Raw genomic sequence first — 18,206 nt, 5'->3', positions numbered from 1 at the left:
CCCGCCGGCTCGCCACCGAGGTCCTCGGCCCGGACGGCCGCTGACCCCGCGCGGGCGGAGGACGCGGGCCGAGGACGCGAGCGGAGGCCGCGGGCCGAAGACGCGGACCGAGAACACCGGCGACGGCTTTGCCCGCACGCGCTTCAGCGCGGCCGCCGGCGCGTCAGTCCCGGCCGTCGGCGCGTCGGCCCTGGCCGCCGGCGCGTCGGCCCCGGCGGCCGGGGCTCGGCGGACGGGCCTTCGACGCGTCAGCCGGCCGCCTTGCGGCACCAGCCGGGCAGCGGTCAGGGCTCGGCGTGGCCGCGCGGGCGCCGACGGGGCGTGATCAGGCCGGAGTTGTTCACGGAGTATTTATTCCTGGCTCTTGACGAAAATCAGCGGCCCTTCGCATGCTGTGCGGCATGCCATCCCAGGACGATCTCCGCCACGCATCGGGCGGGCGCACGGAGAGCTCGGACGCGAACTGCCGCACCGGCACGGAGCATCGGCGTCCTGGACGACGAAGAAGGACGTGACCGATGACCAGTTCCGAGCAGACGGCCGGCTCCGAGAAGCGGCCGCACCTCCACAGAAGGACGTTGCTGGCCGGGGTCGCCGGCTCCCTGGGCGTGGCGGCGGCACTGCCCGCGACCGCCGCCCAGGCGTCGCCGGCCAAGGCCGCGCCGGCCCGGCGGTACCCCGCGAACTGGCCCGAACCCGAGCCCTACGGCCTCGCGGACACCCGGCAGGACCTGTGGCCGCGCGAGGACAACTCCTTCGTGCTCCCGCTCGAGCAGCGCCCCCGCGACAAGGGGCGCGGCACGGTCTGGATGCGGGACACCTACGTCAACTGCTTCGTCGTCGACGGCCGTCCGGTCTACGTGGCCACCGGCACCACCCGCGTGCCCGGTCTCGAGGCGGCCGGTCCGTGGAACGACGGCATCTTCGTCTGGGTGGCGCCGTCCCTGCGGGGGCCGTGGCGGCTGGCCGACACCACCGGTATCCGGCCCGGCGCCGAGAAGGGCAAGGTGTGGTCGCCCGAGTTCGTCGGCGAGAACCGGCCCGGACGCACGGTCGTCGCCCCGTGGCAGGAGTACTGGTACGACGACCGGTTCGGCAAGCGCGGCCAGGCGTGGGCGCCGGAGGTGCACTACTTCCGCGGCAGGTGGTACATCGTCGCCTGCATGGGCGACCACTCCCGGAAGGTCGGTTCGTTCCTGCTGGTGAGCGAGGGCGGGGTCGAGGGCCCGTACCGGCTCATCGAGGGCAACTACGACAAGCCCTTCGGCGAATCGTTCATCGGGGGGCCGGACTTCATCGAGCCCGGCGCCTACCACCACATCGACGGCAGCATCTACACCGAGGGCGACGACGCGTGGCTGGTGCTGCACAACAACCTGTACGCGAAGTTCCGGCCCGACATGGAGGACATCAGCCCCACGAGCGGCCTCCCGGTGTTCCGGCAGCGGCCCTACTCGCCCGAGCCGTATCTCGAAGGCGCGTACGTGTTCAAGTACGGAGGCAAGTACTACCTCCTGCAGGCCGCGTGGAACCGCACGTCGGTCAACGCCGACGGCAGCACCCGGTACGCCTACGACCCGGCCGGAGCCGGCCGTGTGCAGTACCAGTACGACACGGTCGTCGCCGTCTCGGACACCTTCGAGGGCCCGTACTCCGAACGGTGGACCGCGGGGGTCGGCGTCGGCCACAACAACTTCTTCACGGATCACCACGGCCGGCTGTGGGCGACGTTCTTCCGCAACCCGAACTTCGGCTACTGGTCGGACCCCTCGCGCATCGCCGACGCCGCCGTGCCCGGTGTCGTACGGCTGGAGTGGACCGGGCCGAAGGGTAATCGCCTGTACGTCCAGCGCCGGAACCGGGGCCGCGCGATCAGCGGCTGACCACCGGCGCGGTGGCCGGTGCCCCCATGGGCGGAGCACCGGCCACCGCCCCCTTGTCACCGCCTTGTGGCGCGGTGGCGTCCAACGTGCCGCGTCGGCCCCCTCGGCGTACGGCCAGGGTCCGGGCCACGGTCGCTCGGCCGGACCCCGAGGCGGCGCCCCGCGCCGCCCGCCACGGGCCGCGCGGGGCGGGACGTCAGCCGGGCTCGGTGGTCGTCCCGACGCGTGTGCCCCGTACGACCAGCCCCAGGCAGCCCAGTGCCACCGCGGCCACTCCACAGAGCATCACCGGATACGAGAGCAGGCTGGACAGCGCGGCCAGCAGGGCGGGCAGCAGGAACCCCGCATAGGCGAGCGTGTAGTAGACACCGGTGAGGCCCGCCAGATCGTCCGCGCCCGCCATCCGCTGTATCTCCAGCAGTCCGGAGACCACCGCGATGCCATAGGCCGCGCCCAGCGTGACGGCGGCCGCCACGGCCAGCCACGGCGAGCGCAGGACCGCGTTGCCCGCGCACAGCGCGGCGCCGAGCAGCATCACCGCCATCGCCACCACGGGTGCGCGCCCGTCCCCGGGGCCCGTCGTCCGGTGCAGCCGCTTGGCCACCGGCTGAACGGCCACGCCGGTTCCCAGGGTGAGCACCGTCAGCGCGGTCGCGTAGGCGAGCCCCCAGTGGCCCACGCGCGTCTCCACCAGCTGCGGCATCACCGCGTACGCCAGCCCCGCCGCGCCGAACACCCACGGCGCCATCGGGAGCACCACCAGCCGGAACCTCCGGCGCGCCGGGGCGGGGACCCGCAGGTCGTCGGCCAGCCCCCTGAGGAGCCCTCGGCCCGCGCCGGCCGCCAGGAGGCCAGGGGCCCGGGTCTCGGGCACCCGCAGCAGCAGCAACGGGACCGCGACGGTGATCAGGACGTGGACGGCGTACGGAGTCACCATGGGCCAGGGCCCCCACTGGGCGAGCGCGCCCGCGATGCCCGCGCCGAGTGCGAAGCCCGCCGTCTGGCAGAGCGCGGCCCGGCGTGCGGCGAGCCCGGTGTCCGCGCCGGTGGACAGCTCCTTGACCCAAGCGCTGCCCACCGACATGGCGATGCCGACCGCGACCCCCGTGATCAGCCTGCCGGCGTAGATCGCCCAGGCGCCGTCGGCCCCGAAGCTCAACACCAGGCTGGCCAGCACCGACGCCACGGTCCCGAGCACCAGGACCGGCCGGCGGCCGCGCCGGTCCGACACCGGCCCGGCGAGCAGCAGCCCGGGGATCAGCCCGACGACGTAGGCGCCGAGAAAGGCGTCCACGCTGAGGGCGGAGTAGCCGCCGAGCCGGCGGTACATCAACAGCAGTGGGGTGAACTGGTTACCGCCCCAGCCGCAGACGAACATCGCTGTGGCGACCGGTCGCCACGAGCCCGGACGGGGCGCGGTGGCAGGCGGCTCGACGACCCCTTGGGTTTCGAGCATGGTGATGAACGGGTTCCTTGTGCGCTTCGGTCGCGGCGGCGCCGTTGCCGCCGGTGGATCAGTGGTCGCCGCCGGGCCGTCCCGGCACACCGTGTGTCGCGGTGAGATGTGCGCGCAGGGCCGCGCCGAAGGTGTCGGCGGCCCCGGCCAGCAGGTGGCCGAGCAGTGTCTCGTGCTCATCGGCCAGCACGTGCAGCCGCTCCGGCCGGGGCCGCAGCGCGGAGACGCTCATCCGGCGCTGCCGGTCGCCCAGAGTGGAGTAGAACCGGCTGGCCAGCCGGTTCCCGGACGCCTCGACGATGCCGCGGTGGAATGCCTCGTCCGCGGCGGCGAAACCGTGGACGTCCCCGGCCTCCGCGCGTTCGCGCTGTGCCGCGATCAGCTCCCGCAGGCGCCCCTCGCGGTCGGCCGTCAGGCCGTCCCGGACGATCCGCTCCGCGGCGGACTGCTCCAGTGCCTGCCGCAGCTCCAGTACGTCCGCGGCCTCGCCCGGGGGCACCGGCACGACGACCGCGCCGCGCTTGGGGTGCAGGGCCAGCAGTTCCTCGGATTCCAGCCGGAGGAACGCCTCGCGCACCGGCGTACGGCTCACCCGGACCCGTTCGGCGATCTCGCCCTCGCTGATCAGGGTCCCCGCGGCGAGTTCGCCGCTGAGGATCAGCTCCTTCGTCACCGAGTACACGGTCTGCGCCGCTGATGAGCGCCCTGTCTGCGAGGCCATGAGCAGACCGTAGCACGTCATGGATACATGCTTGTATCTATGCTCCGCGAGCGACGCGGGCGTGGACCACGCGAATAACACGGATAACGCGACTAACGCTGATAATACGGATAATGCGGACAACCCCGGCCCGACCGGCGACGCGCTGTGACCGGCGGCACTCCCCTGGTCCGCGCGATTAGCGCTCCGGGGGGCGCACGCCCCGTACGGATGACCATGACCAAATACCGACAGATCACATAAGAGCAAACGTTGTTGACGTTACTTATCTTTCGCTCGAAAGAGGACTCCAAAGCGGGTGGATTCACCAGATCGGACGCCGGTATTGTCACCCGGGCTGCGGGTGACACCGTCAGAACCGTCAGTACTGGAGGGCCGAATGGGCGCACTGCTGGATCAGAAGTACGCGAAGCTTTTCTTCTTATTGGACGCGAACGGCGACGGCGTGATCGCCGAAGACGACTTCGCACTGATGGCCGACCGTGTCACGGCCGCCTTCGGCGAGGAGCGCACGGCGAAGGGGCGGACGTACGCCGCCGAGATGACGAACTACTGGCGGGCCCTGCGCGAAACCGCCGACGCCGACGGCGACGGCCGCATCGACCAGGACGAGTTCCGCCGGGCCGTGAGCCGGGTGAGCGACAAGTTCGACACGCTGATCGGCCCGCTCTACCTGGCCGGCTTCCGCCTCGCCGACCGGGATGACGACGGTCTGGTCGGCCGGGACGACTTCGTCACGGTCCTCGTCGCCATCGGTGTCCCGGCGGCCGAGGCCGAGGCGACCTTCGACCGGCTGACCGAGGACGGCGAGCCGCTGACGGAGGACCGGCTGATGACCGCGGCCGCGCATTACTACCGCGATGAGGATCCGGCCCATACCGCAAGCCATCTGCTCTTCGGCGCGCTGTGAGGTAAGCCCGCGGTGGCCATGATCGCGGTGACGGGAACGAGCGCCACGGCCGACGGCACCGGCTCCGTGGCGGACCGGGTGCGGGTACCGCTGCTGACCGAGGTGCTCTTCGACGGACGTTTCGATGACTGCACCGACCCTGGACGGAACTGTTCGGTCGGAATATTTTCCGTTACCGCGACGGGTTGTCGCCTTCAGAGCGTTCCGAACTCGCTTATGAGCGTTTGCGGACCGTCAATGAACAAATAGAGTCCGCCGAGGAATTGGTGACGGCGACGATCGTCCGCGACCAGGACTGCGGCGTGTTCCTGTTCCTGGTGCCGCTGCGCGACGAGCGCGGGCCGCTGCCCGGCATCCGGGTGCGCCCCCTCACCTCCCGGTGAACCGGGCCGACCGCCGGTGAGCCAGGTCGCCCGCCGACAGACCGGACGGCCCGCCGGTGGACCGAGCCAACCGCCGATAGACCGGGCGACCGCCGGTGGACCAGGTCGCCCGCCGGTGACCCGGCCGACTGACCGTGGGCCGGGGCGCCCCCGAAAGCGGCGCGCACGCTTCGCGCCGCCGACCGCCGCCGCGGGAGCGCCTACAGCCGGCCCGCCTCGGCGAACCGGCGCAGGAAACGCCGGGTCCGCTCCTGGCCGGGGTTGCCGAAGACCTCCTCCGGGGTGCCGCGCTCCAGCACCACTCCGGCGTCCAGGAAGCACACCTGATCGGCGACCTCTCGCGCGAAGACCATCTCGTGGGTGGTGATGACCATGGTCATGCCCTCGTCCTTCACCTCGCGTACCAGGCCGAGCACCTCACCCACCAGTTCCGGGTCCAGCGCTGCGGTGATCTCGTCCAGGAGGAGCAGCCGGGGACGTACCGCCAGCGCCCGTACGATCGCCGCCCGCTGCTGCTGTCCGCCGCTGAGCCGGTCCGGGTACTCATCGGCCTTCGCCCCGAGACCGAGCCGCTCCAGCAGTGCGCGGGCGCGCTCCTCGGCCTCCGGCCGGGAGAGCCCGTGGACGCGCCGTGGGGCCAGGGTGATGTTCTGCAGGACGGTCAGGTGCGGGAAGAGGTTGTACGCCTGGAACACCACTCCGATCCGGCGGCGCACCGCGTCCGCGTCGGCCCGTGGATCGGTGATCTCCTCGCCGTCGAGCCAGATGGCCCCGTCGTCGACCTCCTCCAGGAGGTTGACGCAGCGCAGCAGGGTGGATTTCCCGGACCCCGAGGCGCCGATCAGCGCGGTCACCGTGTGCGGGGCGACCTCCAGGTCCACGTCCCGCAGCACCAGCGAGGTGCCGAACGACTTGCGGACCGCCTCCATCCGCAGCACGGGCTCCCCCGGTGGCACGGGGCCACCGGGGGCAGCCGGGTCTTCGGTCGGCACCGGGTCCCCCGGTACCGCGGCCGGTGTCAGGCTCATACGATCCCTCCCTGTGCCCGCCGCCGGTCCATCCGGGCCGTCACCCAGTCGGTGAGCCGGGTCATCGGGATGGTCAGCGCGACGAAGACCAGGCCCGCGACGACGTACGGGGTGTAGTTGAAGTCCTTGCTGGCGATGATCTGCGCCGCGTACACGGCGTCGACGGCTCCGGCGATCGAGACGAGCCCGGTGTCCTTCTGGAGGGACACGAGGTCGTTGAGGAGCGGTGGCACCACGCGGCGCACCGCCTGGGGCAGCACGACGAAGCGCAGCGCCTGGCCGCTGGTGAGCCCGAGGGAGCGGGCAGCGGCCAGCTGTGAGGGGTGCACGGACTCGATGCCCGCCCGGAAGACCTCGGCGACGTAGGCCGAGTAGGTGAGCACCAGGGCGCCGCCGCCCAGCAGGACGGGGTCGGTGGTGACCCCCTGGAGGCGCAGCGCGGGCACTCCGAAGACCACCATCAGCAGGCAGATGATGAGCGGCAGGCCGCGGAAGAAGTCCGCGTACGCGGTGGCCAGCGCCCGCACCGGGAAGAACACCGGCCCGCGCAGGGTGCGCGCCACGGCCAGCAGCAGGCCGAATGCCAGCACGGCGGCACCGCACACCGCCAGCAGCCGCAGATTGAGCCACAGGCCCTCCAGGACCTGCGGGAGCGCCACCCGCGCGTAGTGGGCGCTGAAGAACGTCTCCTTGGTGCGGTCCCAGCCCGGCGAGTTGGTGATCGTCAGGAACAGCACCGCTGCGGTGACCAGGGTGCTGACCGCGGCGATCGCGGTGGCCCGCCGGGCGCGGGCACGCCGGTGGCGTTCGCGGGCGAGGCGGCGGGCCGAGGGGACGTAGCCGTCCTCGTCGGTGAGTGTCTTGTGCGACGTCACGTGAGCACCGGTGCGTCGACGGCCTCGGAGAGCCACTTCTTCTCCAGGGTGGCGAGGGTGCCCGTCTCGCGGAGGGCGTCCACGGCGGCGCTCACGCAGGAGGTCAGTCCGCTGTCCCGGTCGAGGACGAGGCCGAACCGCTCGGTGTTCCGCCGGGAGGTGGGGAACTGGCCGACGACCTTGGCCTCGGGCACCTCGGCCCCGGTGATGTAGAAGGCGGTGGGCAGGTCCACGACGATGGCGTCCACCTGGCCGTTCTTCAACGCCGACTTGGCGAAGTCGTTCCGCTGGTAGACGGCGGGCCGCTGGGTGGGTTCGACCAGGTCGTTGATGACGTCGAGGCTGGTGGTGCCCACTTGGGCGCCCAGTTTCAGGTCCTTGAGGCCGGCCAGGCTCCTGGCCTTCGCGGCCTTCGACGACTTCAGGGCGACGACGGCCTGGCGTACGTCGTAGTAGCCGGAGGAGAAGGCGACGGCTTTCTTGCGCGCCTCGCTGATGGAGACCTGGTTGATGTCGAAGTCGAACTTCTTGGCGCCGGGCGCGAACGAGCTGTTGAACGGCACGTTCTGCCAGACCACGTCATCGCGGTCGTAGCCGAGCCGCTTGGCCACGGCGTACGCCACCGCCGATTCGAACCCCTTGCCGTTGGACGGGTCGTCGTCGGCGAACCAGGGCGCGTACGCGGGTCTGTCGGTGCCGACGGTCAGCTTTCCCGGCACCTTGGTGGCGAGCCCGCCGGGTGTGCAGGACGTGGCCGTGCCGTCCTTGCCCGAGGCTTTCTCCTCCGGTTGCGCGGAGCAGCCCGTGAGGGCGGCACAGAGGGCGACGGCGGAGCAAAGTGCGGTGGCCAGGGGCCGGTTGAGGAGATGCATAGCCGGAGACTCGCAGTGCCCGGACCCCTCTGTCGAGACGACGCGGCGACTGTCCGCATGCTGGGAACGGGTGTTGCGCCACTGTGAACAGGGCCGGTCCGGCTCATGCGCGGTCGGCCGACGACAGGGCGTCGGTCATGGCGGCGCCCCGCCGGAGCAGGGCGGTCGCCCCGGCGAGCGCGTGCAGTTCGGCGATCATCCGGGTGATCCGGTCATCCGTTCGCGGATCCGTGTCCTTCTCCCATGAGGAGCCGCTGTGCACCACCACGACCTGGGTGGGCGCGGTGACACAGCCCAGGGCGCGGGCGACCGTGCGCAGGTGCTCACTCGCCTGAACGGCGGTCAGCGACGCGCCGACCGCCACCACACCGACGGGTTTTCCGTGCAGCGTCTGAGGACGCAGGTGGTCCAGGCAGTTCTTGAGGATGGCCGAGTAGCTGCCGTGGTAGCAGGGCGTGACCCAGACCATGCCGTCCGCGCATTCGGCCTGGGCCCGCAGATCGGCCAGGTCGGCGGAGCCGTCGGCCTCGGTGTGCAGCAGCGGGAGCGGGTGTTCGGCGAGGTCGCGCAGAACGGATGTGCTCCCGGTGCCGGATATCTCCCGGCAGACGAGTTCCGCGGCGGTCCGGGTGCGGGAGAAGGGGGCGGCGGCCCCGGTCAGGACCAGGACGCGGCAGGGTCCGGCGGCGGTCACGGGCGGGCCTCCGCGGGCCGGTGGCCGTCCGCGGCGGACGGGTCCGGGGCCGTGCCGCCCGGACCGGCCGGCTGCCGCTCCGGGTGCAGGGCCCGCTGTACGGTCCGCAGCAGCGGGGCGGTGTCATAGCCCGTGTACTGGGCGGCTGCCAGCCGTACCGGGTCGCCGGAGTGGTAGCGCTCGTACTGCATCTGGCGCTGGCCGAAGGCGCTGCCGGTGGCGTCCCAGGCGAGCTTGAGCAGCCGGACGCGCTGTTCGGCGGAGACGCCGTCGGCGCCCCGGAAGTAGCGCTCGATACCGGGCCACAGCTCGCCGCGCAGGTCCTCCTCGGCCGGGGTGCTCAGCAGGCTGCCGCCGCCCAGCAGCTGGATCACCTCGATCATCCGGCTGGTCATCCTGGGGAAGTGGTAGCGCAGGGCCAGCACCGGGGCGAGCGCCGGGGTGAAGGTGTTCCATTCGCTGGTCCTGGCACCGTCCTCGGCGGCCAGGACGCCCGCCCGCGCCAGTTCCAGGGATCCCAGGACCTCGCCGAGCATCTCCTTCACGTGCAGAAAGGTGTGGGTGCCGGTCATCTCGGCCAGCGCGACGGCGATCCCGGTGAGGAGTTCGGCCTTGGCCGCGCCCCGGATGATGCTGTGCTGACCGGTGTGGTGCCGGGCGGTCGTCGCGTCGTACAGGCGGTTGGCGGCGTCGGTGTCGCCGTGGAAGAACACCCGGTCCGAGGGGATGAGCACATCGTCGAAGACGCAGGTGGCGTCGATCTCCTCGAACGGTGCCAGCGGGGTGCTGAGCAGCCGTCCGGGGTCGGCGACCAGGGGTTCGCGGCAGACGATCCGCAGCCCCGGCGTGGCCACCGGGATGGCGAAGGCGGCGGTGTACGGCTCGTCGCCGGGCCGGTAGCCGGGCAGCGGGAAGACGACGATCTCGTCGGCGACGGGCGTCAGGGTGCCGATGAGTTTGGCGCCGCGCACCACGATGCCCTCGCTCGTCTCGCGGACGATTCTCAGGTGGACGTCGGGGTCGTCCTGTTCGTGGGAGGAGCGGGCGCGGCTGAGCGGTGGGTTGATGGTGGCGTGCGACAGGAACGGGTCGCGGGCCAGGCAGGCGGCGTGGTAGGCGGTGACGTTGCGGCCGAAGCGCGGGTCGGCCTTGCCGAAGAACGCGGCGGCCGAGGCGAAGGCGGTGACCGCGGTGTTCACGAAGTCGGGCGACCTGCCGAGCAGTCCGAAGGTGGCCTCGGCGGTGGTCCGGAACGCCGCTCCGCGCCGCCGCAGGGCTGCCGCGTCGTGGGGTGCGGCCAGCGACAGGGGGTGGCGCTCGGCGCCGTCCCCGTAGGTGAGCACCTCGCGCAGCTCCGGGTCGTGCTGCAGGTCGTACAGGCGGGCGACGGTGTGCGCGGCGGCGGCGAGGACGGGGGTGGCGAGCACATCGTCCACCCGCCGCCCGGCGAGCCAGACCTCGCGGCCGTCCCGCAGGCCCGCCAGATACTCGGCTCCGGTGCGGATGGTCATGCCGGCCCCCCTCCCGTCGTGACCTGGCCGTATCCGCTCGCGGCCACGGGGCCCGCGGCCACCGGGGCCGGTGGGTGGAGCGGGTGGCGGACGTGGCGCAGCAGGTCCTCTGCGCTTCGCCACAGGGTGTCCAGCGGGATGCCGTGGTCGCGCAGCCACTGGTCGTCGTAGCTCTCGTACAGGTAGTTGGCGCCCGCGTCGGGGGCGATGGCCAGGACCGGCTCGCCGGGGTTGGCGGCGGCGTAGCCGAGGGCCGCGAAGACCGCCGCGCCCCCGGACTCGCCGAGCAGCAGGCCCTCTTCGGCCGCCAGCACCCGGCACACCGACAGGGCCTCGGTGTCGGTGACCCGGTGCAGGGAGTCGACCGGCGCGGGATCGAGGTTCCCCGGGCGCCAGCTCAGTCCGATGCCCCGCATGCGGTACGGGTGGAAGGGGTGGCCGAAGGCCGCGGAACCGACGGCGTCGACGGCCCGGACGTGCAGGGCGGGGAACCGTTCCTTGAGCGCGGTGCCCAGCCCGCTGAGGTGGCCGCCGGTGCTGACCGTGGCGACCAGTGCGGACAGCCGGTCGAAGTCCTTGACGATCTCCTGGGCGGTGTGCAGCCGGTGCGCCTCCGGGTTGCCGGGGTTGTTGTACTGGTCCAGGGTGTGGGCGCCCGGGATCTCCTCGACCAGCCGGCGCACCCGCCGGAGCCGGGCGGCCTGGTAGTCGCCGCCCGCGTCGGGCCGGGTGACCGTGACCAGTTCGGCGCCGAGGCTGGTGGCGTAGGTGAGCACGGACCGGGGTGTCTTGGGGTCCACCACGAGGATCACCCGGTAGCCCTTGACGGCGCCGATCAGGGCCAGCGACTTGCCGAGGTTGCCCGAGGTCGATTCCACGAGCGTGGCTCCCGGCCGCAGCAGGCCCGCGCGCTCGGCCTGTTCGACCATGTGCAGGGCCGCGCGGTCCTTGATGCTGCCGGACGGGTTCGCGCCTTCCAGCTTGACGTGGATCCGGTCCTGCGGCCGTGGCAGGAGCTTGCGCAGCCGGACGACCGGGGTCGCGCCGAGGGTCTCCAACAGGTTTTCGTGAATCACGGTGCCTCCATACGCCGGAGTGCGGGCCGGTCAGCGGACGACGATCAGTTCCCGGGGCAGCGTGGTCAGCAGGCGGTTGCCGTCCGGGCCGACGACGAAGGGGTCTTCGACGTGCACACAGCCGAACCCGAACTCGTAGTAGGGGGTCTCGATGTTGACCACGGTGCCCGTCCGCAGGGGGTCCGTGTTCTCCGGCCGGATCAGCACCGGGTCGTAGACCTCGACACCGATGCCGTGTCCGACGTGGTTGCGCCGGTAGTGCGGGATCCCGGCGTCCCGCACCGCGTCGACGGTGAGCGCGAAGAGTTCCTGACCGGTCATGCCGGGGCGTGCGTGGTCCAGTGCGGCCTGCTCACCGGCGAGCACGGCGTCGTAGACCCCGGCCAGCCGCTTGTCGGGTTCGCCGAGGGTGGCCACCCGGGCGATGTCGCACCAGTACCCGTCGACCACGGCCCCGACATCGAACCACACGGCCTGGCCGGGCCGCAGCGCGGTCGTGGTGGGCCGGCGCTGGCCGGCCACCGCGTTGGCGCCGATCCGGATCAGGGTGAAGCGCGGCGTCCCGCCCTGGGTGACGACCGAACGGTTGAACTCGCGGACCAGCTCCCGCTCGGTGACTCCCTCGCGCATGATGGCGACGGTGGCGCGGATGGCGTTCTCCGCGACCCGTGCGGCCGCCGCGACGAGTTCGGTCTCCCGGGCGGTCTTCACCTGGCGGACGTGGCGGAGGTGTCCGGCGCCGGGCACCAGCTGCCAGCGGGGCAGCCGGGTGCGGAGTTCGTCGAGGAACGCGGCGGGCACCCCCTCCTCGTCGACGGCGACCCGGCCGCCGCCGGGACAGACCTCTTTCACCGCGTGTGTCAGGGCGGACAGGGCGTCGTCGAAGCGCGGGTCGCCGGAGACGTCCCACAGGAGGGAATCCTCGGGCGAGACGTCGTCCAGGGCCGCGTCCCCGGGCGGCTCCCGGTAGAAGGGGCCGTAGCCGATCGCCTCGGTGATCCGCTCGTCGGCGTCGAGGAACTGGTCGACCTCGCAGCGCCCGCAGAGGAAGCGGGCGCCCGCCCGGGTGTCCTGGGACAGCACGGCGAACGCCCGGCCCGAGTGCGGAAACATGTCCAGGTGCACACTGCTGACGCCGGTCAGATACGTCAGGTTCTCCGCGGTGGTGCTGACCAGCGCGTCCAGGCCGAACTCACGCATTCTCCGCTGGAGGCGGTCATGGTTGACGCGCATTCGATCGCTTCTCCCCAATGCTCCGAGGACACGCCGGAAAAGCCCTTTCGCCATTGCCGCCTCACAGCATCACGGCGCCCCCGTGGAGCGGTCTTGTAAGAACGCGACACGCTTCGGCCCCCCGGCCGCCGAACCACGACAACGCGCCATACCGGGACGGTCGGAATCCGGGGAGATCCACCCTCTTGACCGTGGCCCGCGTCACGGTTTCGGAATGCCGGATTCGGGAAGGCGGCGTCACAGACACCCCACAGAAAACACCCACCCCTCTCGCAAGAGGCGGGAAATGTGCCACCGGAACAGTCGGCACGCCTAGCATCTGGTTCCCCGGCTTATTCTCCGAACCTGTGGAGGAAGGGCGTGTCCAAGACCCTGGTGCCGGCGCCCCCCGCGAAAGGGGTGGTCTGGAAATCCTCCGCACTCGCCCCACTCGGTCAGGTCATCGGATACCGGGGTTTCCGGGCGGGTGCGGGGCGGACCGGAAGCCGTCTGGTGGCGCCCGACGGAATGGTCAGGATCGTGTTCGGATTCGCCGGCCCGGTGCGGATCGTCAGCGGGCTGGACCCGCCGCGGTCGGTGACGGCCACCTCGCTGGCCATCGGCGTCCACGCCACCGCGACCCTGGGCGAGTACACCGGTCCGGTGCACGGCGTCACCGTCCTGCTGACCCCGCTCGCGGCCCACCGTCTGACCGCGGCTCCGATGGAGGCGTTCGCCTGCCGTGCGGTGGACCTGGCCGATGTGCTCGGCGCACGGGTGCGGACGTTCGCCGGCAGGCTGGCCGAATACCCCGACTGGCACTCGCGTTTCACCCTGCTGGACCGGCTGCTGGCCCTCCGGCTGCTCGGCGCTCCCCCGTCCTCGCCCCAGGTCGACCGGGCGTGGCGCAGACTCGTGCACACCGCGGGGCGGACTCCGGTCCGTGAACTGGCCGCCGAGACCGGGTGGAGCCACCGCCAGCTGGAGCGCCGTTTCCTCCAGCAGGTCGGCCTGTCGCCGAAGTCACTGGCCCAGGTGCTCCGGCTCCAGGAGGCGCTGCGCCATCGGCGGAACGGCCTGACGTGGGCGGACGCCGCCGGGGCGGCCGGCTACTACGACCAGGCGCACTTCACCCGCAGCTTCAAGGCGATGATCGGCTGCACCCCGGGACGGTTCTCCGCCCTCAGGGCCGACCCCCAGGAGTACGGCCCGCTCGACGTCCTTCCCGACCGCGTCACCACCACAGCGCCCGACGCCCCTGCCTGACACCCCCGAACGGAAAGGCTGGAGACACATGTGCGGTATCACCGGGTGGATCGCCTTCGACCACGATCTGCGCACCGAGCTGCCCACCGTGGAGGCCATGACCGAGACGATGGCCTGCCGTGGGCCCGACGGCCGGGGCACCCACGTCGAGGAGCATGCCGCCCTGGGACACCGCAGGCTGGCCATCATCGACCTGCCCGGCGGCTCCCAGCCGATGGGCGTGCCCACCCCGCACGGCACCGTCAGCATCGTCTACGCCGGGGAGACCTACAACTTCGCCGAACTGCGCTCCGAACTCGCCGCCCGGGGACACTTCTTCACCACCCGCTCCGACACCGAGGTGGTGCTGCGCGGCTATCTGGAGTGGGGCGAGTCCGTCGCGGAGCGGCTCAACGGGATGTACGCCTTCGCCGTCTGGGACGCCCGTGAGCACAAGCTGGTGATGATCCGCGACCGGGCGGGCATCAAGCCGTTCTACTACTACCCCACCCCCGACGGGGTGCTGTTCGGTTCGGAGCCCAAGGCCATCCTCGCCCATCCGATCGCCGAACGCACCGTGACCGCCGACGGGTTCCGTGAGCTGTTCGCGTTCATCAAGACCCCCGGGCACGCGGTGTGGGAGGGCATGCGCGAGGTCGAGCCGGGCACCGTGGTCACGGTGAGCGCCACCGGCATCCGCACCACCCGCTACTGGACCCTGGAGACCAGGGAGCACACCGACGACCGGGACACCACGGTGGCGCGGGTGCGTGAGCTGCTGCACGACACCATGCGCCGCCAGCTCGTCGCCGACGTGCCCAGCTGCACCCTGCTCTCCGGCGGACTGGACTCCTCGGCCATGACGGCGATCGCCGCGGCCCAGCGCGCCGCGCGGGGCGAGACGCTGCGCAGTTTCGCCGTGGACTTCGCCGGTCTGACCGAGAACTTCGTCGCCGACGAGCTGCGCCCCGACCCGGACACTCCGTTCGTGCACGACGTCGTGAAGAAGTCCGGCACCGTGCACCAGGACATCGTGCTCGGCTCCGCCGAGATGACCGACCCCGAGGTCCGCCGGAAGGTCATCGGCGCCCGCGACCTCCCCTCGGGCCTCGGCGACCTCGACACCTCGCTGTACCTGCTCTTCAAGGCGATCCGGGAACACGCGACCATGGCGCTGTCCGGCGAGTCCGCCGACGAACTGTTCGGCGGCTACCGCCAGTTCTTCGCCCCCGAGGCACACGCGAGCACCACCTTCCCGTGGCTGGCCGGACACCAGCAGTTCTTCGGCCAGGGCCGGAGGGGACGGCGGGGCGGACCTGCCGCGCCGGTGCGGCGGAGCCTGCTGACCGACCAGCTGAGCGCAACACTCGACCTCGACCACTACATCCAGGACTCCTACCACGACGCCGTCGCCGCCATCCGGCGCCTCGACGGGGAGAGCGACGCGGAGTGGCGGATGCGCAAGATCAGCCATCTGCACCTCACCCGGTTCGTGCGCATCTGGCTGGACCGCAAGGACCGGATGAGCATGGCCTCGGGCCTGGAGGTGCGGGTGCCGTTCTCCGACCACCGGCTGGTGGAGTACGTGTACAACGCGCCCTGGGCGTGGAAGTCCTTCGACGGGAAGGAGAAGTCGCTGCTGCGCGCCGCCGCCGCGGACGTCCTGCCGCGCTCGGTGCTGGAACGCCGCAAGTCCCCCTACCCGTCCACCCAGGACCCCACGTACGCCGCCGCCCTCCGCGAGCAGTGCGCGGACCTGCTGACCACACCGGGGCACCCGGTGTTCGACCTGATCGACAGGGCCCGGCTCCGGGAGGCGGTGGCGAGCGATACGCCGCTGATCGACCAGGCGTCCCGGCGCGACCTGGAACGGACGCTGGATCTGGCCCTGTGGATCGACATGTACGCCCCGGCCCTCAAGCTGCACTGACCGTCCCCGTCCCACGACCGTCCCCCCGGAGATCCACGTTGGCACCCACGGGTCAGCAACAGCCCCCGCAGTCCGCCGCAACGGCACCCGCCGCACCACCGCCCGCGTCCGCCCGTGGCTGGCTCGCGGTCCTCGCCGTCACCTTCGGCGTCTTCACCGTGACCGCCACCGAGACGATGCCCATCGGGCTGCTTCCCCAGATGGCGGCCGGTTCGCGGGTCTCGGAGGGGACGGTCGGGCTGACGGTCACCCTGTACGGCCTGTTCGCCGGGGTGCTCGCCCCGGTGCTCACCGCGGCCACCCGCCGGCTGGACCGCGGACGGCTGCTGCTCCTCATCCTGGCGGTGTTCGTGGCGGGCAACGCGGCGACCGCGATGGCCACGAACTACCTGTGGCTGATGCTGGTGCGGCTGCTGGTCGGCTGCATCCACGGTGTGCTGTGGGCGATCGTCGCGAGCGTCGCCGTACGGCTCGTGCCACCGGCCCGGTCCGTGCGGGCCACCGCCGTCGTGTTCTCCGGCATCTCCCTGGCGACGGTCCTGGGGGTGCCCCTGGGCACCATGGTCGGCCAGTGGCTGGACTGGCGCGCCGCGTTCTGGGCGCTGGCCGCGTGCAGTGCGGTGGCGCTCACCGCCACCGCACTGCTGATGCCCCCGATGCCGCCGCACGGCGGTGTCCACCTCTCGGAGCTGCCCCGTCTGCTGCGGGCGGGCAATCTGCGCACGGCGGTGGCCGTGACCGCCACCGTCGTGATCGGCCACTACGCCGCCTACACCTACATCACCCCCTTCCTGCTCCGTAACGTCGGCATTCCGTCGGACCTGGTCGGGGTGTTGCTGCTGGGTTTCGGAGCCGCCGGAGTCGTGGGCAACTTCCTGGCGGGCGCGGTGATCGGGCGCGGCCCGGCGCTGCGCACCGTCGTGCTCGGCCTCATCGCGGGCACCGGGGCCGCGATGGCCCTTCTGCTCGCGGCCGGCGGGTGGCGGCCGGCCGCGATCGTGTTCCTGCTCGGCTGGGGGCTCGCCTACTCGGCGCTGCCGGTGGCACTGCAGACCCTGGTCTTCCGCAGCGTGCCACGGGCGCGGGAGGCGGCGACCTCCCTCTACGTGCTGTCCTTCAACGTCTCCATCTCGCTGGGGGCGCTCTGCGGCTCCCTCGCCCTGGACCACTCGGGGTCGTCCCTGGTGATGGTCACCGGGCTGGGGTTCTGCGCGGCCGCCTTCCTCATCGCCACGCGCTTGCGTCCGGAGCGGACGGCGCGGTGACCCAACACCCGTCGCCGAGCCGCCGGGCGGGCTTGAGATCCGCCCGCGGAGACCGGTACTCCCTATGCTGACCGCATGATCGACCTGCCACTCTCCGCGCTGGAAGTCGCCATGGTCCAGGCCGGTACGTCAGCCGTGGACACGTTACGTGACACCACCGACTTCGCCCGGCGTCTCGACGCCCTCGGGTACCGGCGGCTCTGGTACGCCGAGCACCACCACTCCCCCGCCATCGGGGCGTTTCCCCCCGTCGTCCTGACCGCCCACGCGGCCGCCTCGACCTCGGCGATCCGCCTGGGCTCCGGGGGCGTCCTCGCCCCCAACCACGCCCCCGTCATGCTGGCGGAACAGTTCGGCACCCTCGCCGCGCTGCATCCCGACCGGATCGATCTGGGCATCGGCCGCGGTCCGGGCACCTTCGACGAGTCCACCGCGCGGGCGCTGCGGCGCGGCGCGGGACCGGCCACGGACGGGGAGTACCGGGACGACGTGGCGGCGACGCTGCGGTTCCTGGTCGAGGAGGTCGCGCTCGGCCCGCTCCCGGAACCGTGGCTGCTGTGCTCCAGCACCGCCGGTGCCGCGCTGGCCGCGGAGCTCGGACTGCCCGTCGCCGTCGCCCATCACATCCGTCCCGAGAACACCCTTGCCGCGCTCGACCACTACCGTGCGCGGTTCTCCCCCTCCCGGTGGTGCGCGCGTCCACGCGTGCTGGTGTGTGTGGAGACGGTGTGCGCCGATACCGAGGAGGAGGCGGTACGGCTGAGCGGCCCGATGGACGTCGTCAAGGCCGGGCTGCTGAAGGGGCACAGCGAGATCCCGTTCCCCTCGCCCGCGGAGGCGTCCGCGCATCCGTTCACCGCTGAGGAGCGGCGGGCGCTGGCGGCCTTCCGGGCCCACCAGGCGTACGGCACGCCCGAGACCGTCGTGGGCCGTCTGGCCGGGCTGGCGGACGCGACCGGCGCGGACGAACTGATGCTGGTCACCCCCGTGCACGCGCTGACTGCCCGGCTGCGCTCGTACGAACTGGTGAAACGGCATGCCGCGACGCCGTCGGAGCCGCCGCGGCACTGATCCCGGCCGCGGACCGCCGGACGCCCGCGTCCGGCCGGCGGGGACGGCTTCACCGCGCCGACCCCGCCGCCGAC

The 18,206-nt window shown here is 72.0% G+C and carries 16 protein-coding genes; 7 read left to right on the top strand and 9 right to left on the bottom strand.

The window, feature by feature from the left end:
- The first annotated feature begins 518 nt into the window (after window positions 1-518).
- A complete protein-coding gene (locus AXW62_RS33755) occupies window positions 519-1,883 on the top strand; it encodes a family 43 glycosylhydrolase (protein ID WP_060947821.1) in 1,365 nt (454 codons plus the stop codon).
- Window positions 1,884-2,079: 196 nt separating this feature from the next.
- On the opposite strand, the gene AXW62_RS33750 is transcribed toward AXW62_RS33755, so the two are convergent.
- Window positions 2,080-3,339 carry an MFS transporter gene (locus AXW62_RS33750; protein ID WP_060947820.1) on the bottom strand — a complete coding sequence of 420 codons (1,260 nt, stop codon included), beginning with the start codon at window positions 3,337-3,339 and terminating at the stop codon, window positions 2,080-2,082.
- Between the two features lie 58 nt (window positions 3,340-3,397).
- Window positions 3,398-4,060 (bottom strand): GntR family transcriptional regulator, encoded by a 663-nt coding sequence (locus AXW62_RS33745; protein ID WP_060947823.1) that lies wholly within the window; start codon window positions 4,058-4,060, stop codon window positions 3,398-3,400.
- 379 nt (window positions 4,061-4,439) lie between these two features.
- Between AXW62_RS33745 and AXW62_RS33740 the strand changes: the two genes are divergently transcribed.
- Both AXW62_RS33740 and AXW62_RS46320 read left to right on the top strand, forming a co-directional pair.
- On the top strand, window positions 4,440-4,970 hold the full coding sequence (locus AXW62_RS33740; protein ID WP_060947819.1) for an EF-hand domain-containing protein: 531 nt from the start codon (window positions 4,440-4,442) through the stop codon (window positions 4,968-4,970).
- A gap of 224 nt (window positions 4,971-5,194) precedes the next feature.
- Entirely contained in the window at window positions 5,195-5,353 is a 159-nt protein-coding gene (locus AXW62_RS46320) for a hypothetical protein (protein WP_252368833.1), read from the top strand.
- Window positions 5,354-5,553: 200 nt separating this feature from the next.
- Here AXW62_RS46320 and AXW62_RS33735 read toward each other — a convergent pair whose 3' ends face one another.
- The 7 genes from AXW62_RS33735 to AXW62_RS33705 form a co-directional block, all read right to left on the bottom strand.
- A complete protein-coding gene (locus tag AXW62_RS33735; protein WP_051886270.1) occupies window positions 5,554-6,282 on the bottom strand; it encodes an amino acid ABC transporter ATP-binding protein in 729 nt (242 codons plus the stop codon).
- A 95-nt stretch (window positions 6,283-6,377) separates the two neighbouring features.
- Entirely contained in the window at window positions 6,378-7,256 is an 879-nt protein-coding gene (locus AXW62_RS33730) for an amino acid ABC transporter permease (protein ID WP_060947818.1), read from the bottom strand.
- A complete protein-coding gene (locus tag AXW62_RS33725) occupies window positions 7,253-8,128 on the bottom strand; it encodes an ABC transporter substrate-binding protein (RefSeq protein WP_060947817.1) in 876 nt (291 codons plus the stop codon). Before AXW62_RS33725 ends, AXW62_RS33730 begins: the two co-directional genes overlap by 4 nt.
- Window positions 8,129-8,231: 103 nt before the next feature.
- The gene (locus AXW62_RS33720) at window positions 8,232-8,822 is read right to left on the bottom strand and encodes an NADPH-dependent FMN reductase (protein ID WP_060947816.1); all 591 of its coding nucleotides are present in this window, start codon (window positions 8,820-8,822) and stop codon (window positions 8,232-8,234) included.
- Complete coding sequence (locus AXW62_RS33715) at window positions 8,819-10,333, bottom strand: 4-hydroxyphenylacetate 3-hydroxylase family protein (RefSeq protein ID WP_252368832.1); 1,515 nt, start codon at window positions 10,331-10,333, stop codon at window positions 8,819-8,821. The genes AXW62_RS33720 and AXW62_RS33715 overlap by 4 nt, the downstream gene beginning before the upstream one ends.
- Entirely contained in the window at window positions 10,330-11,409 is a 1,080-nt protein-coding gene (locus tag AXW62_RS33710; protein WP_060947815.1) for a PLP-dependent cysteine synthase family protein, read from the bottom strand. Before AXW62_RS33710 ends, AXW62_RS33715 begins: the two co-directional genes overlap by 4 nt.
- Window positions 11,410-11,439: 30 nt before the next feature.
- Window positions 11,440-12,642: a M24 family metallopeptidase gene (locus AXW62_RS33705; protein WP_060947814.1), complete on the bottom strand. Its 1,203-nt coding sequence runs from the start codon at window positions 12,640-12,642 to the stop codon at window positions 11,440-11,442.
- 360 nt (window positions 12,643-13,002) lie between these two features.
- Here AXW62_RS33705 and AXW62_RS33700 point away from each other — a divergent pair, with 360 nt between their 5' ends.
- From AXW62_RS33700 to AXW62_RS33685, 4 genes are all read left to right on the top strand, one after another.
- Window positions 13,003-13,887 (top strand): helix-turn-helix domain-containing protein, encoded by an 885-nt coding sequence (locus AXW62_RS33700; RefSeq protein ID WP_107406375.1) that lies wholly within the window; start codon window positions 13,003-13,005, stop codon window positions 13,885-13,887.
- Window positions 13,888-13,915: 28 nt separating this feature from the next.
- The gene (gene asnB, locus AXW62_RS33695) at window positions 13,916-15,796 is read left to right on the top strand and encodes an asparagine synthase (glutamine-hydrolyzing) (protein WP_060947813.1); all 1,881 of its coding nucleotides are present in this window, start codon (window positions 13,916-13,918) and stop codon (window positions 15,794-15,796) included.
- Window positions 15,797-15,834: 38 nt separating this feature from the next.
- The gene (locus AXW62_RS33690) at window positions 15,835-17,061 is read left to right on the top strand and encodes an MFS transporter (protein WP_060947812.1); all 1,227 of its coding nucleotides are present in this window, start codon (window positions 15,835-15,837) and stop codon (window positions 17,059-17,061) included.
- Between the two features lie 75 nt (window positions 17,062-17,136).
- On the top strand, window positions 17,137-18,132 hold the full coding sequence (locus AXW62_RS33685; protein WP_060947811.1) for an MsnO8 family LLM class oxidoreductase: 996 nt from the start codon (window positions 17,137-17,139) through the stop codon (window positions 18,130-18,132).
- Window positions 18,133-18,206 lie beyond the last annotated feature (74 nt).

The organism is Streptomyces hygroscopicus subsp. hygroscopicus (assembly GCF_001553455.1).
GTDB classification, from domain to species: domain Bacteria; phylum Actinomycetota; class Actinomycetes; order Streptomycetales; family Streptomycetaceae; genus Streptomyces; species Streptomyces hygroscopicus.
This window is presented reverse-complemented; position numbering and strand designations above follow the sequence as displayed.